Source organism: Acinetobacter sp. UNC436CL71CviS28, assembly GCF_000620525.1.
In the GTDB taxonomy this organism is placed as follows: Bacteria; Pseudomonadota; Gammaproteobacteria; order Pseudomonadales; family Moraxellaceae; genus Acinetobacter; species Acinetobacter radioresistens.
Genome location: NZ_JIBB01000013.1, coordinates 15,706 through 31,429, shown reverse-complemented (window position 1 = coordinate 31,429; position 15,724 = coordinate 15,706). Strand labels below are relative to the sequence as shown.

General features: G+C 44.8%; 16 protein-coding genes and 3 tRNA genes. 7 read left to right on the top strand and 12 right to left on the bottom strand.

All coding sequences use genetic code 11. The features are described from left to right. Positions 1–195 precede the first annotated feature (195 nt). The 5 genes from N518_RS0106570 to tpiA all read right to left on the bottom strand — a co-directional run bounded on the left by N518_RS0106570 (position 196) and on the right by tpiA (position 1,749). A tRNA-Met gene (locus tag N518_RS0106570) sits at positions 196–272 on the bottom strand. Positions 273–358: 86 nt separating this feature from the next. Beyond that, positions 359–435: transfer RNA gene (locus N518_RS0106565), tRNA-Met, on the bottom strand. A gap of 42 nt (positions 436–477) precedes the next feature. Next, positions 478–562 (bottom strand) — tRNA-Leu (locus N518_RS0106560). Positions 563–614: 52 nt separating this feature from the next. Then, positions 615–944, bottom strand: a complete 330-nt coding sequence (gene secG, locus N518_RS0106555; RefSeq protein WP_017400668.1) for a preprotein translocase subunit SecG — start codon at positions 942–944, stop codon at positions 615–617. 10 nt (positions 945–954) lie between these two features. Continuing rightward, positions 955–1,749 carry a triose-phosphate isomerase gene (gene tpiA / locus N518_RS0106550; protein ID WP_017400667.1) on the bottom strand — a complete coding sequence of 265 codons (795 nt, stop codon included), beginning with the start codon at positions 1,747–1,749 and terminating at the stop codon, positions 955–957. A gap of 288 nt (positions 1,750–2,037) precedes the next feature. On the opposite strand from tpiA, the gene pilB reads away from it, so the two are divergent. The 4 genes from pilB to coaE are packed head-to-tail and all read left to right on the top strand — an operon-like array spanning position 2,038 to position 6,476. After that, positions 2,038–3,747, top strand: a complete 1,710-nt coding sequence (gene pilB, locus N518_RS0106545) for a type IV-A pilus assembly ATPase PilB (RefSeq protein WP_026444080.1) — start codon at positions 2,038–2,040, stop codon at positions 3,745–3,747. 29 nt (positions 3,748–3,776) lie between these two features. Then, entirely contained in the window at positions 3,777–5,003 is a 1,227-nt protein-coding gene (locus N518_RS0106540; RefSeq protein ID WP_005016988.1) for a type II secretion system F family protein, read from the top strand. After that, a complete protein-coding gene (locus N518_RS0106535; RefSeq protein WP_005016989.1) occupies positions 5,003–5,863 on the top strand; it encodes a prepilin peptidase in 861 nt (286 codons plus the stop codon). Before N518_RS0106540 ends, N518_RS0106535 begins: the two co-directional genes overlap by 1 nt. A gap of 1 nt (position 5,864) precedes the next feature. Then, positions 5,865–6,476 (top strand): dephospho-CoA kinase, encoded by a 612-nt coding sequence (gene coaE / locus N518_RS0106530; protein WP_005016991.1) that lies wholly within the window; start codon positions 5,865–5,867, stop codon positions 6,474–6,476. Here the strand turns inward: coaE and N518_RS0106525 are convergent. From N518_RS0106525 to N518_RS17210, 4 genes are all read right to left on the bottom strand, one after another. Then, positions 6,473–7,408 (bottom strand): DMT family transporter, encoded by a 936-nt coding sequence (locus N518_RS0106525; RefSeq protein WP_005016993.1) that lies wholly within the window; start codon positions 7,406–7,408, stop codon positions 6,473–6,475. The genes coaE and N518_RS0106525 overlap by 4 nt on opposite strands. A gap of 24 nt (positions 7,409–7,432) precedes the next feature. Further along, the gene (gene rlmB / locus N518_RS0106520) at positions 7,433–8,188 is read right to left on the bottom strand and encodes a 23S rRNA (guanosine(2251)-2'-O)-methyltransferase RlmB (RefSeq protein ID WP_005016996.1); all 756 of its coding nucleotides are present in this window, start codon (positions 8,186–8,188) and stop codon (positions 7,433–7,435) included. Between the two features lie 103 nt (positions 8,189–8,291). Next, a complete protein-coding gene (locus tag N518_RS0106515; protein WP_005016998.1) occupies positions 8,292–8,615 on the bottom strand; it encodes a pyrimidine/purine nucleoside phosphorylase in 324 nt (107 codons plus the stop codon). A gap of 67 nt (positions 8,616–8,682) precedes the next feature. Next, positions 8,683–8,820, bottom strand: coding sequence for a hypothetical protein (locus N518_RS17210; protein ID WP_005405738.1), 138 nt, complete (start codon positions 8,818–8,820; stop codon positions 8,683–8,685). A 402-nt stretch (positions 8,821–9,222) separates the two neighbouring features. Between N518_RS17210 and recN the strand changes: the two genes are divergently transcribed. From recN to ruvX, 3 genes are all read left to right on the top strand, one after another. After that, positions 9,223–10,884, top strand: a complete 1,662-nt coding sequence (gene recN / locus N518_RS0106505; RefSeq protein ID WP_026444079.1) for a DNA repair protein RecN — start codon at positions 9,223–9,225, stop codon at positions 10,882–10,884. A gap of 331 nt (positions 10,885–11,215) precedes the next feature. Then, a complete protein-coding gene (locus N518_RS0106500; RefSeq protein ID WP_005017002.1) occupies positions 11,216–11,770 on the top strand; it encodes a YqgE/AlgH family protein in 555 nt (184 codons plus the stop codon). Continuing rightward, positions 11,763–12,206 (top strand): Holliday junction resolvase RuvX, encoded by a 444-nt coding sequence (gene ruvX / locus N518_RS0106495; protein WP_005023063.1) that lies wholly within the window; start codon positions 11,763–11,765, stop codon positions 12,204–12,206. Before N518_RS0106500 ends, ruvX begins: the two co-directional genes overlap by 8 nt. Before the next feature lie 65 nt (positions 12,207–12,271). Here ruvX and N518_RS0106490 read toward each other — a convergent pair whose 3' ends face one another. The 3 genes from N518_RS0106490 to N518_RS0106480 are packed head-to-tail and all read right to left on the bottom strand — an operon-like array spanning position 12,272 to position 15,604. Next, positions 12,272–13,285 (bottom strand): HlyD family secretion protein, encoded by a 1,014-nt coding sequence (locus N518_RS0106490; RefSeq protein WP_005023060.1) that lies wholly within the window; start codon positions 13,283–13,285, stop codon positions 12,272–12,274. 26 nt (positions 13,286–13,311) lie between these two features. Next, the gene (locus N518_RS0106485; protein ID WP_017400661.1) at positions 13,312–13,518 is read right to left on the bottom strand and encodes a DUF1656 domain-containing protein; all 207 of its coding nucleotides are present in this window, start codon (positions 13,516–13,518) and stop codon (positions 13,312–13,314) included. A gap of 1 nt (position 13,519) precedes the next feature. Beyond that, complete coding sequence (locus tag N518_RS0106480) at positions 13,520–15,604, bottom strand: FUSC family protein (protein WP_017400660.1); 2,085 nt, start codon at positions 15,602–15,604, stop codon at positions 13,520–13,522. Positions 15,605–15,724: the final 120 nt, after the last annotated feature.

Genomic DNA, 15,724 nt, shown 5'->3' with positions numbered 1-15,724 from the left:
TCTCGTGCCATTCAACCGGTCAGTACGTTCTGACCGATGCAGACTGTTATAGTGAAGCATCACTATTTGACCAATTGATGTCGACACTACACGATAGCCAATAAAAAAGGGCGTCAATCGCCCCTATATTTTACACAGAAAACTAAAGTCCACTGTGCAAAAAGGCCCACCTATTTGTGAGCCCTCTTAGAAACTTGGTAGCGGGAGCTGGATTTGAACCAACGACCTTCGGGTTATGAGCCCGACGAGCTACCAGACTGCTCCATCCCGCATCAACGTGCAAAAATTATAAACGAATTTCAAAAAAAGTCAATCTGACTTACAAGAAACTCTCAACTGCTTTACACTGCAATTGAATTGGTAGCGGGAGCTGGATTTGAACCAACGACCTTCGGGTTATGAGCCCGACGAGCTACCAGACTGCTCCATCCCGCATCAATGTTTTCTGCTGCATGCATCAACGATCTGGTTTATCGTTGGTGCGGAAGGGGGGACTTGAACCCCCACGCCCGAAGGCACTACCACCTCAAGGTAGCGTGTCTACCAATTCCACCACCACCGCAGCAGGTCGCATTCTAGTAGCTTCCCTAGTAAAAGAAAAGCTTTAATTTAAATTATTCACCAGTTTTTGGTGCAGTTGGTGAAGTTTCAGGCGAAACCGGTTGCGCAGGCGCACTGGTTTGTACACTTTGCAAGCTATAAGCAGCTGTAGTCTGTTTTTTTGCAAAGACTGCCAGGGTCAGGCTGGTTACAAAAAACAGTGCAGTTAAAATAGCGGTGAGCCGGGTCATGAAGTTACCAGACCCTGAAGCACCAAATACGGTTGCCGCACCACCGCCTCCAAAAGAAGCTCCGGCGTCAGCACCTTTACCATGCTGAACCAGGATCAGTCCAATCATCAAAATAGCCAGAATAATATGTATTACCAATACAAACGTATGCATGCCGAACTCCTCATTCTTTTATTTGGGCAAATGCCTGAGCAATTTTATGGAAGGACTCGGCGTTTAAGGAAGCCCCGCCAACCAGTGCCCCATTAATATCCGGACAGGCTGCCAGCTCTACTGCATTCTCAGGCTTAACACTGCCACCGTAGAGGATGGCTATATTAGAGCCAAGCGGGGTGATTTGGCAAAGTGCTTCACGAATTTTTTCATGCATGGCCTGTGCATCTGCGGCAGAGGCAGTCTTACCCGTACCAATTGCCCAGATCGGCTCATAAGCAATCATGATATTTTGCCATTGCTCGGCCTGTACAACTTCGGCAATGTCACAAATCTGTTGCAATACCACTTGTGCTGCCTGCCCTGCCTCACGCTGCTCCAGGCTTTCCCCTACACAATAAATAATTTTTAGACCGGCATTTAATGCATTTTTAATTTTTTCTTTTAAAATCTTTAGATCATCACCCAACAGTTCTCGACGCTCTGAATGGCCTATGAGCACCCAGTGAATCTGACTGTCTTTTAATAGCTCTGCACTAACTTCGCCAGTATACGCCCCAGTTCCTGCTATACGTGAGACATCTTGTGCCACTACATGCACCGGACTTGCAGCATTTCCAAGCTGCTGTTTTGCAGAGGTCAGCGCAATTGCCACAGGCGCTATCCCCAACTGACACTGCTCAGGACTGATGTGCTGTTCTATAAGTAATTGCTTAAATTGTTCAATGAGTTGCTGGGCATCTGCGTGCATTGGGTTCATTTTCCAATTACCAACAACCCAAGGAATAATTGTCGAACCCGACATACTTCTAACCTTTCATCAAAAATGCACCACATTCTACACGGAATTCATCTATTTGAAGATAAATTTCGTAACTCCATTGCTGCTATTAGGCTTTTAAAGTTAAGCTTATTGTTCTGTGATATGTCCTGACGATCTATATAGAAAATTCTTCCTAAAGATAGCCATTGTTCAGGTTAAATACATGATTTCATACCAGAGCCTTTATTTAAACTGTGGTATTCTTCGGCAACAAAAGTATAATTTTACAGAGATCTATAAATCGTCGGTCATTTAAAGGCGCAATAAACAATGACAGTTAATTTTACTCCAAAGTTTTCCGGTTTTATTCGCCGTCTGGTTGAGGATAACCACGTGTCTGCTGCTGAAATGCAGAATGCGGTCGATACTGCTAAAAGAAACCGGCAGGATATCGTGCCTTATCTGATCGATCATTTTAAGCTTTCGCCCTTACTGATTGCAGAATTTATCTCGATTGAGTTTGGTGAAGCTTTATTCGATTTGGCTGTTTACGATACTCTCCAGATTCCACGAGATGTAGTTGATGAGAAACTGATACTCAAGCATCGAGTCTTGCCCCTCATTAAGCGTGGTCATACCCTGTTTGTTGCTACCAGTAATCCTACCAATATTGAAGCTTTAGAAGCTGTCCGGTTTAACAGTAAACTGAATATTGAAGTTGTTATTGTCGAGCATGACAAACTGCAGCGTACTATTGAGCAGAATTTTTCTGAAGAAAGCAATTTTGATTTTGGTGATGAAGAACTCAATATTGATGTTTCAACCAGCAATTTAGATGAGGACGACAGTCAAGATAATACGCCTCAGGAAGAAGAGGCTCCAATTGTTAAATATATTAACAAGTTATTGGTAGATGCCATTCGTATTGGTGCATCAGACTTACATTTCGAGCCTTATGAAAAATATTACCGGGTACGTTACCGGGTCGATGGCGTGTTAAGACAGGTTGCAACACCACCTTTACAGCTGGCCACCCGACTGGCTTCACGTTTAAAGGTTATGTCACAGATGGATATTTCCGAAAAGCGCGTTCCCCAGGATGGCCGGATCAAATTAAAACTCTCTAAGACCAAAGCTATTGATTTCCGTGTGAACTCACTGCCTACACTATTTGGAGAAAAACTGGTTCTGCGTATTTTGGATCCGTCCAGCGCCATGCTGGGTATTGATGCATTAGGCTATGAACCCGAGCAAAAAGCCCTGTTTATAGAAGCTTTAGAAAAGCCGCAAGGTATGTTACTCATTACCGGGCCTACCGGTTCCGGTAAAACCGTATCGCTTTATACAGGCCTCAATATTTTAAACCGTGAGGATACCAATATTTCGACTGCCGAAGACCCGGTAGAAATTAATCTTGAAGGTATTAACCAGGTCAATGTGAATAATAAAGTCGGGTTAAGCTTCTCTGCCGCGCTAAAGTCATTCCTGCGTCAGGATCCAGATATTATTATGGTAGGTGAGATTCGTGACTTGGAAACAGCAGAGATTGCCATTAAAGCAGCTCAGACCGGTCACATGGTTATGTCTACCCTGCATACCAACAGCGCTCCTGAAACATTAACACGCCTAAGAAATATGGGCGTAGCAGCATTTAATATTGCCACTTCAGTTAATCTGGTCATTGCACAGCGTCTAGCTCGACGTTTATGCAACCAGTGCAAGGTACCAGCAGAGATTCCTAGAAATAGTCTGCTTGAGATGGGCTTTACCGAAGATGACTTGGCCAACCCTGATTTTCAGGTTTATCAACCTGTCGGTTGCCCGGAATGTCGTGATGGTTATCGGGGTCGTGTGGGTATCTATGAAGTAATGAAAGTTACACCGGAAATTTCAAAAATTATTATGGAAGACGGTAACGCCCTTGAAATAGCAGCAACAGCAGCACGCCTGGGTTTTGATAACTTGCGTCGTTCTGGCCTAAAGAAAGTCATGCAAGGTGTAACCTCTTTACAAGAAATTAACCGTGTGACCAGTGAATAAAGTCAGCATTTAAAAATAAGGATAAAGCAATGGCAGTCAAAAAAGCACAAATGATGCCGACTTTTGCTTATGACGGCGTCGACCGTAAAGGAATTAAAGTTAAAGGGGAGCTGACAGCCAAGAATATGGCGTTGGCTAAGGTGACTTTGCGCAAGCAAGGAATAACTATCAAAACCATTCGGGAAAAACGTCGCAATATTCTAGAAGGCTTGATGAAGAAAAGGGTTTCTACACTAGATATCACTATCTTTACACGTCAGTTGGCCACCATGATGAAAGCGGGTGTGCCCCTTGTACAAGGCTTTGAAATTGTCGCTGAAGGTCTCGAAAATCCGGCTATGCGTGAAGTGGTTTTGGGTATTAAGGCTGAAGTTGAAGGGGGCAATACATTTGCCGGTGCACTGCGTAAATATCCCCAATATTTTGATAACCTGTTCTGTTCACTGGTCGAATCTGGTGAACAGTCCGGTGCACTTGAGACTATGCTGGACCGGGTGGCCATCTATAAAGAAAAGAGTGAACTCCTCAAGCAGAAAATTAAAAAAGCGATGAAATATCCCGCCACAGTTATTGTGGTTGCAGTCATTGTAACCATTATTCTGATGGTTAAGGTAGTTCCGGTATTCCAAGACTTGTTTAGCTCATTTGGTGCAGATCTGCCTGCATTTACCCAGATGGTTGTCAATATGTCGAACTGGATGCAGAAGTACTGGTTTATTCTCATTATCGCAATTGCTGCTCTTATTTTCGGTTTTCTTGAAGCCAAAAAGCGGAGCCAGAAGTTCCGTGATGCGCTTGACAGAATGGCTCTTAAACTGCCAATTTTTGGTGATCTGGTCTATAAAGCAATTATTGCCCGTTATAGCCGTACGCTGGCAACCACATTTGCAGCCGGCGTACCACTTATTGATGCACTGGAATCTACTGCCGGTGCAACTAATAATGTAATTTATGAGCAGGCTGTCATGAAAATCCGGGAAGATGTAGCAACTGGTCAGCAGCTTCAGTTTGCTATGCGTGCCTCTAACCGTTTTCCGCCTATGGCAGTACAGATGGTTGCCATTGGAGAAGAATCGGGTGCCCTTGATGCCATGTTAGATAAAGTCGCGACACATTTTGAAAATGAAGTTGACAATGCCGTTGACGGTCTGACTTCCATGATGGAACCCCTGATTATGGCAATTCTGGGTGTATTAGTGGGTGGCCTTGTGATCGCCATGTATCTGCCAATTTTCCAGATGGGTTCAGTTGTTTAATGCAAGAATTAATCACCTTATTAAGTAATAACCCGACTGCGCTCTATATTGTGGTTGGGCTTTTCAGTCTATGTATTGGCAGTTTTTTAAATGTCGTTATTCTTCGCACTCCTAAAATGATGGAGCAAGAATGGCGCAATGAATGTCAGTTGTTGCTTCATCCAGATCAGCCCCTAATTGATGAAACAAAACTTACGCTCAGCTATCCGGCTTCTACCTGTCCCAACTGTCATACGCCGATTCGCTGGTATCAGAATCTGCCTTTGGTCAGCTGGCTGCTACTCAGAGGCAAATGTGGTCAATGCCAGAATCCGATCAGTATCCGTTACCCTCTAGTTGAACTTTTAACTGCTCTGTGTTCACTTATTGTAGTAGCTGTCTATGGCCCTACCCTGCAAATGCTATTTGGTCTGTTACTGACTTGGGCATTAATTACCCTGACCTTCATCGATTTTGATACACAACTGCTTCCAGACCGGTATACCCTGCCGCTTGCCGCCCTAGGCCTAGCTCTGAACAGTTATGCATTATATACCTCGGCAAGCTCTGCTATTTGGGGTTATGTGATTGGGTTTTTATGCTTATGGATTGTATATTATCTGTTTAAAGTCATCACCGGTAAAGAAGGCATGGGATACGGGGACTTTAAGTTACTGGCCGCACTCGGAGCCTGGATGGGTCCTTTAATGCTGCCTTTAATTGTGCTACTTTCATCTTTAGTCGGGGCAATTATTGGTATCGTACTGCTCAAGATTCGCAAGGAAAACCAGCCTTTTGCCTTTGGTCCCTATATTGCGATTGCCGGCTGGATCGCTTTTTTATGGGGTGAGCAAATTATGAAAATTTATCTGGGAGGCTGATATGACATTTATCTTGGGGTTAACAGGAGGAATAGGCAGTGGAAAGTCAGCTGCCAGCCAGTGGTTTGAGTCTCAAGGTATACAGGTCGTAGATGCCGATGTAGTAGCACGTGAAGTGGTACAGCGTGGCCAGCCAGCACTGGCACAAATTCATGATGCTTTTGGTGACTGGGTGTTACAAGAAGATGGCGAGTTAAACCGGCGGGCATTGCGTGAACATATTTTCAAGCTACCGGAAGCGCGTCAGACTCTGGAAGGAATTACCCATCCTGCTATCCGCCAGGCGTTAATCCAGCAGCTACAGGCTGCCCAAAGTCCTTATGCCATACTGGTTTCTCCTCTTTTATTTGAAACCAATCAGCATGAACTTGCCCAGCATACACTTTTAGTCGATACCAGCGAAGATATTCAGATTATGCGTGCCTGTGCGCGTGACCAGCAGTCTGAGGAGCAGATCCGTCAGATCATTGCCGCACAGATGCCTCGCTCACAAAAACAGACTCTCGCTCATGATATTGTAACCAATGATGGCCATCTGGAGCATCTATATGCTCAATTACAGCCTCTTCATCAGCTTTACCTCATCAAGGCCGAAAAGCTAAAAGCAGATTAGGAGATGCGAGAGTCTGAACCAGAACCTTTTTTCTGGTTTTCCAGCTGCGCCTGTAAAGTATCTTTGCGGAACCAGCGCCATGGCTGTAAAGCTCCAAAACTCATCCCGATTAATCCAGCAAGCACAGAGAGACTTAATGATTCGCCGAGCAATGGTATAGCAAGCAAGGCTGCAATAAAAGGTGCCAGAGTTACAATACTTCCAGTTTTAAAAGCCCCTAAACGCTCAATGGCTGCCACATAAGTCAGGGTAGCAATGATTACCACAAAAACGCCGTGGAAAAGTGTCTGGATAACCAGATGCAGAGGTTCTGGCTCACTGAGATGTTTAGGTATAAATAACAAGTAAATTGGAACATAGATAAGGGCTGACCAAATTACGACGCTCGCCATAGAGTGCCACGCAGACAGCTTCCATTGCTTGAGCAGTACAGTAAATACGCCCCACCAGATGGCACTGGTAAATAGAAGGATATCTCCTATACCAAATGCATGACTGCTTGAGCGTGAAATCAGATAACTCATGACAGCTAAAGCAAGTAGCATAATGCCAAGACTTAGCCAGGTATGCTGATCAAAAGGCTGTTTAAATAAAATCCATGCTGCTACAGCAGTGGTTAGTGGAATACAACCGTTGAGAAAAATCGCGGCATGGGCAGCAGGAGCATACAAAAATGCTGTATACACTGTTAAGCAGTACCCTAAGCCGCCAATCAGTGCCAACAGAACAGACTGCCTCGTCCATAAAAATGCCGTATCTTTTTTATACAGCAGAATAGGCATGAGAATGAGAAAGGCCAGACCGAAACGTAAGGCCGTAATATCCCAAGGACTGATATGCCACTGGGCATTTAAACGGGAGAATAAAGTGAAACCGCCCCAGATACACATGGTAATCGCCACAAACAGATAACCTTGAACCCGGGGAGTCATACTGAATCCTTTTAATTAATCAACTTATAAACTTTTAGCATTACGCTGACGACAGGCTTCATAGAGCGCCATACCGGTTGCCACACTGACATTTAAACTTTGCAGATTTCCAGCCATCGGAATGTAAACCTTGTGGTCGCACTGTGCCTGGGTGATAGGTCTTAAACCGGTATCTTCAGCACCCATTACAATCACTATAGGTCCGGTCAGGTCACATTGCTGAAGCGGCAATGCTTGTTCGTCGAGCATGGTTCCTATTACTCGTACTTGTGAATGCTCTTTCATCTGTGCAAGCGTACGGGCCAAATTGGTAACCTGAATGAACTTGACTTTCTCCGCCCCACCGGCTGCCACTTTCCGTGCCGTCGGTGTCAGACTGGCTGAACGGTCACGTGGCACAATAACTGCCTGTACACCCATTGCTGCGGCTGTACGGATACAGGCCCCCAAGTTATGCGGATCAGTTACCTGATCCAGGGCCAGCAATAGAACATCCGGTGTTTGTTCAAGTAACTGTTCTAGATCTTTTTCATTCATAACCGGATGTGGACGGACAGCAGCCACAACCCCCTGATGAAAGGGTAACCCGGCCAGCTTTTCAAGACTGTCCCGGCTGGCTTTTTGCACACTAATTCCGAAAGGTTCAGCCAGTTCCAGAATCTTTTGCAAACGCTGGTCTTCACGTCCTTTTAGTGTAAACAGGGTCAGAACCCGTTCTGGCTCCAGTTCTAATAATGACTCCACTGCATGAACGCCATAATAATATTCAGGTTTCGCCATGAACGACCTCTAAGCTGGTGACTTGTGAAAAACAAAAATCCTGCAAAGTAACTTCGCAGGATCTCCTATATCAGTCTAGTGTACCTGATTTATTGCAGAATGCTTAGCCTTCTAGGTGGCAAACATAATCAAGCACATCATCAGTTTCAATTTTAAAGGTGCTGTTACCTGGTACATAAAAAGACTGACCGGCGCGGAACAGTTCAGCCTCTTCATTATTGGCAATTTTAACACGGCATTCACCAGAGATAATCTCCATACGCTCAGGCACATGGGTTTCAAAGGTAAGCGGCTGCTCTGTCGGTAAAATGACCCCCAGAGTTTTTTTAGTACCGTCTTCAAATAAAATTGTATGGCTAATACACGAACCACCAAAATAGACATTTGATTTTTTTATTACTGATACATGATCAAACTGTGCTGACATGCGTATTCTCCAGATAATGCGCATTTATATACGTTATGATTGCGGTAGTTTAATTGCGGCGGCGCAACTAATCAATTGCCGTTTCAACAGGAAAAATCAATATTTTCCATTCCTTGCCGTTCAGTTTATTCAGATCTACAGGCAGCCTTAAACCAATAGTTGAAAGATCCAGCATAACGGTTGATGAGCGACCATTTTTTATCATTCTCTGTCTATAACTTACTATGATATTGTGTCTGCTATATTTGTTGCACTTATGGTTATACAGATAAAATTTTGAGTTAAACATCTAATTCATCATTACATTTTTGATCAAACCGTATTTTTCATTTTGTAATTCTAACCATCAACAATATATGACTGGCATAACAACAATGGAACACTGATCTTTGCTGGCAATATATTCTCTTAATTAGTTTTCAGTATTGTTAAAGCGAATACAGCTTTTTGCCAAGAACAGAACAACTGTATTTACAAAATTTTTATTCGCATATTTATTTTAAGATCGCGTTATCATATTTTGAATGTCTTAAAATAAAAGCCATCTTGTGACCACAACAAAACTTGACTATCTTAGACACAAACCTTTCGCAGCCTGGATGCGTTTATGCTGACACATTTAACACTGATCAATTTTGCGCTTGCTGACCATCTAGCCCTTGATATTGAACAAGGTTTTAACGTACTCACAGGTGAGACCGGTGCTGGTAAATCCTTATTACTTGATGCGCTTTCTGCCTGCCTCGGTGAACGTACCGATACCAACTATGTTCGTTATGGCACAGACAAGGCCGACATTACTGCCGTCTTCAGCTACCAGCCAGATAGCCCTGAAGCAGGGTGGCTCAGTGCGCATGAGTTAAATGATGAATCAGGTGAAATACATTTACGCCGGGTAATTTTTGCTACAGGCCGCAGTAAAGCCTGGATCAATGGCCGCCCGAGCAGCCTATCTGAACTGAAAGAAATTGGACGTCTTCTGGTTCAGCTTTATAGCCAGCATAGTCAGCAGCAGCTTCTGGAACCCCCTTATCCACGCAAGTGGCTAGACCGCTACAGTAATTTTTATAATGAGGCCCAACAAGTACGTGATGCCTATAGCCAGTGGCAAAAGAATATTCGCCAGCATCAGGCTGCGCTTGAAGCACAGGCTAGCCGATTACAGCGGATCAGTACGCTGGAGCTACAGCTTGAAGAACTTGAAGATATCGTTACTATTCACTATAAAGAAATAGAGCAGGAATTTGACCGTCTCAGCCATCATGAACATATTATGCAGGACTGCGCTTACAGCCTGAATGTACTCGATGAAGCGGAATCCAATCTTTCTCAGGAGCTCTCTTCGGTAATTCGCCGGCTGGAAACACATGCTGGGCGTAGTGAACAGCTGTCCAGTATTTATAATGCATTATTAAATGCGCAAAGTGAACTAGATGAAGGAACAGCGCAGCTACGCCAGTTTATTGACCGGCAGAGCTTTGATCCAGAACGTATGGAAGAGCTGAATGCCCAGCTTGAAATTTTTCATCGTTTGGCCCGTAAGTATAGAATCCAGCCAGAGCAGCTAAAAGAAGAATATGAACTCTGGCAGCAGGAACTGGAAAAACTGCAACAGCTTGAAGACCCAGAAATGCTGGCCGAACAGGTTGAATGCGCTCATCAGGACTTTTTGCAGAAGGCTGAGCATCTGGACCAGATTCGACGTGAAGCCGCGATACCACTCGCTAAACAGCTGACTGAACAGGTAAAACCACTGGCCCTGCCCGAAGCTTATTTTGAATTCCGTTTTGATGCACTGGAACAGCCTACTGCAGAAGGCCTGAGCTTTATCCAGCTACTGTTTACCGCCAATAAAGGCATACCGACCCAACCACTGGCACGGGTAGCTTCAGGAGGTGAGCTGTCACGTATTGCACTGGTAATGCAGGTGATGAATGCCGAGAAAACTGAAGCTGAGGTTCTGGTGTTTGATGAAATCGATGTCGGGATCAGCGGCGGTACTGCCGAGATTGTAGGACGACTGCTTGGCGGGCTGGCACAGCATGTACAAATTCTGTGTATTACCCATCAGGCCCAAGTAGCGGCTCAATCTGACCAGCATCTTCTGGTAAAGAAACTGCAGACTGATCCGGCCAGCAGTACCATCATTGAACTGGATGAAGATGAAAGGATTCAGGAACTGGCCCGTATGACAGGTGGCGTTGAAATTAGTAACACCACCTTGCAGCATGCCAGACAGTTGCGTCAGCTTAAATTCCAGCAGGCTTAATAGATAATATCTTTTAGCAATCAGCAGCCAGTTTGAGCTCTTGATTTTTATGGAATCGCCACAACTATCTTCAAGCAGCAGCTTTTATATTCTAGTCTGTCCCCATTCTGCAAGCCTTGAATAGACAGTATTTAAGGCTACATCTGACCAATAAGTTTCTGCTTTTTTTTGCTGAAAGGCACAGATGCTTACGTGCAGAGGATTGTATTCTCGACAGTAGTCACTTATAAGTGAAGAGACCATACTCTGTAATTTTATTGAAATTTATCTTTTTGCCTCAATTTTTGTTCCAGACAAAACTTTATGCTGACAATTTAGGAGAACAGCTTAGGTGACCAAACAATATTTGACGCATCGTTGTCTTATCGCTCCTCCAGAAATTGCCGATGATTTCTTTGCTCATACGGTCATCTATCTGGCTCGACATGATGAAGACGGCGCACAAGGGATTATTATCAACCGACCTGCTGGCATTCAGATCAAAGAATTGTTGAATGACCTGGAAATTGATGCAGATAATGTCCAACCTCATGATGTGCTTCAAGGCGGTCCATTGCGCCCGGAGGCAGGTTTCGTTTTACATACCGGTCAACCCGTTTGGCATTCGTCTATTGCTATTGGTGAAAATGTTTGTATCACCACTAGTAAAGACATTCTGGATGCAATTGCACACAATGAAGGAGTGGACCGTTACCAGATAGCGCTGGGTTATGCCAGTTGGAGCAAAAATCAACTTGAAGAAGAGATTGCACGCGGTGACTGGCTCATCTGTGATGCAGATATGGACTTGATTTTTAATCTGCCTTACGATGACCGCTGGGACGCTGCCTATAAAAAAATGGGCCTAGACCGTACCTGGCTAGCTTCCGAGATTGGTCATGCCTGATGCCTCTCATCCGGGCCTGATTATGGCTTTTGACTTTGGCACTCAGAAAATGGGCATGGCTATCGGACAGGCAGCTATTCAGAGTGCTAATCCCTTGACGCTCTTCCCGATGAAGGATGGAATCCCGAATTGGGAACATTTGCTGAAGATTGTCAAAGAATGGCAACCGGACCTGTTTCTGGTCGGTTTACCCTTAAACATGGATGAGAGTGAGTCAGAACTTTCTGCCCGTGCCCGCAAGTTTGCACGGCGACTGCGTCATCAGACCAATATTGAGACCCTGATGGTGGATGAGCGTCTAACGACTCGTGAAGCCCGTAGTGAACTGAATCAGTATCAGGCTCAGGGTGGGAACCGTAAACTTGCGGCTGACAGTATTGCAGCTGCCCTGCTGATTGAAAGCTGGTATCGGGAACCAGATGGACTTAAGCCCTGATATTTTATCTTCTATAAAAAAAGAAGAGTAATACTCTTCTTTTTAATGATTTTTGCCAAGACCGGTCAAATATGATCTTTGGCTTCAATGATTCGTACTGTTGCGGTACGGCCTGATACCAGGGTTAACCGGTTTTCTGGCAATTTATCAATCATGATTTTGACCGGTACCCGCTGTGCCAGACGCACCCAGCTAAATGTAGGGTTGACGTTGGCCAGCAGGTTAGAACTGTTGCCACGCTCACGGTCCTCAATTCCTGTTGCTATACCCTGCACATGACCATAAATCTTTTCCGAATCTCCCATGAGCTGTACTGTGGCTTTATCTCCCACATGTATTCTGTCAAGTTTGGTCTCTTCAAAATAACCGACCACATAGAGCTGCTGGCGGTCGACCAGGGCAGCCACTGCCTGTCCAGATTTCACGTAATTACCAGGACGCATATCGAAATTGGATAAAGTGCCGTCTGCCGGTGCAATAACTGCTGAGCGGTGCAGGTTGAGTTCAGCCAGATGTACCTGGCTGGTGGCAGCTTCAATCAATGCTTTCTGCTGACGGATAGTGGCCTGCGCCTGCTGAATAGCAGCCTGCATCTGTTCATGTTCGGCACGCGCCTGGTCACGCACTGCGAACATCTGGTCTTGTTCCTGCTTAGAAATTGCACCATTCATTAAGCTGGCATAACGCTGTGCATTTTTCTCTGCTAGCCGGATATTGGCTTGAGACTTGATTGAGTTGGCATGTGACTGGGCTAGAGCGGCTTCAGCTTCGGCCAGCCCAGCCCTGGCTTTAGCAAGATCAGATTTAGCCTGTTCGACATCCAGTGCCTGACGGGCGACATCTATTTTAAACAAGACCTGACCTTTTTTTACCGTCTGGTTATCTTGTACCAGAACTTCTGTGACCAGTCCGGAAACATCTGAAGAAACCTGCATCACATCACCCTTCACCCGACCGTCACGGGTCCAGGGTGCAGCATTATAGTAGTTCCATAAATGTATAATGGCATAGAGAGCAACTGCCGCCACCAGCAGCAAAGATAAGGGACGAAGTAGCTTGCGCGCATCAAATGAGTTCATCACGGTCAACCTATCACCAGAGAAAATCAAGCAGAAAAATAAAGAAAGAGCCAGTGGATACAGAGCAGTAGCACTAGATACCAGCAAAGATGAAATATGCCTGGCCACATAATCCAGCCATTTGTAACCCAGCGATGGGTAAATATATCTGTAAGCTTGAGTAATCCGTAAGCCAAAATCACCTGTATCAGCAGGATCGGAACATAAAGTCCATAAATATTGACTTCACCCATCTCAAGCTCCTGCCATATTAAAATGTGGTTGTGTATTGCTCATCCCGATATGGCAAATACTGCACTGGATATTGTTCAGTGAAATTAGCAGTCGAAGTCGCAGCTCATTATCTTCAACATTTGTGGCAAGTAAACGTAACTCTTGGAGCTGCCGTACAAGTTCAGTGGATGGTACAGCGTTCCACAGGCCTGCCTGTTCACGTAGTTCAAAATAGTGTTCGAGCTGCTGGCCCAGCTGTGTAATCTGTTTCACCAGCAGCTCATGATCAGATAATTGACCTGCCAGTTCCTGCAGCCGGCTTAAATCGACAATCGCACTACATTCAACCAGTGCTGCATTAATCGAAGAACGAATCTCAGATGACTGAACCATTTTGGTATTCAGTACACCGATTCGGTCGAGCATACTTCTAAGATGAATCCTGAACTGGGTACCATAAGGCAATACAAGTGCTTGGCGCATGGCTTTACTATGCAGGGCTAGTATTCGTGTTGCGCTGGTTTCTGGTGACATGGCGCGTACAAAATAGATCACAATCAGTGAGACCAGAACACCCAGAATCATGGCAAAAGAGCTGTCAAAATAGGTCACTGCATCCATATTGTAAGAATTACGCAAATTTAGCCCCATCATGGTATTAATACCCAGTACCATTCCTACTGGCATCAGAGAAGGATTGGCCATCATGGATACAGAAAACAGGAACATGGGCAGAAGCACCAGTGCCAGCTCCCAAAACGCCGTAATATGTGGAAAAATACCAAAGGCATATACAAACACCAGCCCAGCCGAAACCAGACTGCCCCAGATAAAGATACGTAGCACGGGTACCGGGTTATCAAGTGCTGTCAAAATACATGCTGTTACTGCCCCCATCTGTGCCATCATGAAGCCCATGCGCCAGCCAGAAAGGATCCAGAGCGCACAAACGATCAGTGTAATCAGAAAAGCGCTGACTCCTCCGCGCACTGCCACGCCATAATCACGATGTAAACTCGGATAAGTTGTAGTAATTGGAGTAATACTCTCAGGGATATTTTTCTCACCTGCCTGAATCAGCCCCCACAATAATTTAACCGTCCGGATATTATGAATAAAATGCCGGATGTCCATTTTTATACTGCTTAAAACGATATATTGTTCAGGGTTAACATCTCGCAGCAATTCATTGAAGTCAGCCTCGAACTCTGCAGGCAATTCAGTCAGTTGGCTCTCGGCTACAGGCTGCTTTTGATTTAGAAAATTCAGCACATGCTGCTGAAGTTTTTCCAGATACTCAGATTTTTTAAAATCAAGTTGATGAAGCTGTTCGCGCTTTTCCGACATGGCGACCAGATTGGCAATTACCATGGACATTTGATGCAGCATTTCCTGCAACTGTTTGGTCATGCCCTGCAATTCACCCTTCTCGTAAGACAAGTGCACAGCAAGTGCATGAATATCACTACTGTCACGGGTTATTCCAGCCAGCAGTTCGCTATAGTTCTGGTCTGGATGCGGATTTTTCAATAAATTACTAAACAGGTTTTCAGTATCATTCAGAAGTTTAGTGACACGCTGCCTGATGACCGAGCCAATATGTATCGGTAAAACTGTCGCTGAGACCACAGCATGGGCAATCACCCCGATTGAAATTTCTAGTACCCGAGCCAAAGCCAGATCAAAGATGTTATAGCTGTCTATATAGCCAATCGCATTACATACGATCATGGCAGTAGAATAACCGGCCAGCATAAATACATAACTGCGCGGTGTACGGTCCAAAAGAGAAATATAAAGTGCAAAACCGACCCATAGCGCCAGTATAATAGAAAATAGCCACGGTGTATTGATCAGGGGTGGAGTCAATAGCAATGCGATTATTGCCCCGGCAACCGTTCCGATAAGCCGGTATACACATTTGGAAGAGACCATGCCTGAGAATGGACTGGCAATAATCATCACTGTACCAATCGACCACATCGGGTTAATCAGATCCAGACGAAAAGATACAAATAGAGCCAGCATGCCAGCAATAAAAGTTTTAAGCGCAAAAGTCAGTTCCATCCGGCCCGGACGAAAGGCCAAGATTTGTTTAAATAGCATGTGGTATCTCGAAAATAGAAATCCGTTTTAAGGCGTACTTCCAAGTCAACAACAACTTACCCTTGCCTAGACCTGCTAAATATCGCACATGGCAGGGCCCTAGCTTTTAAGCCCTGATAT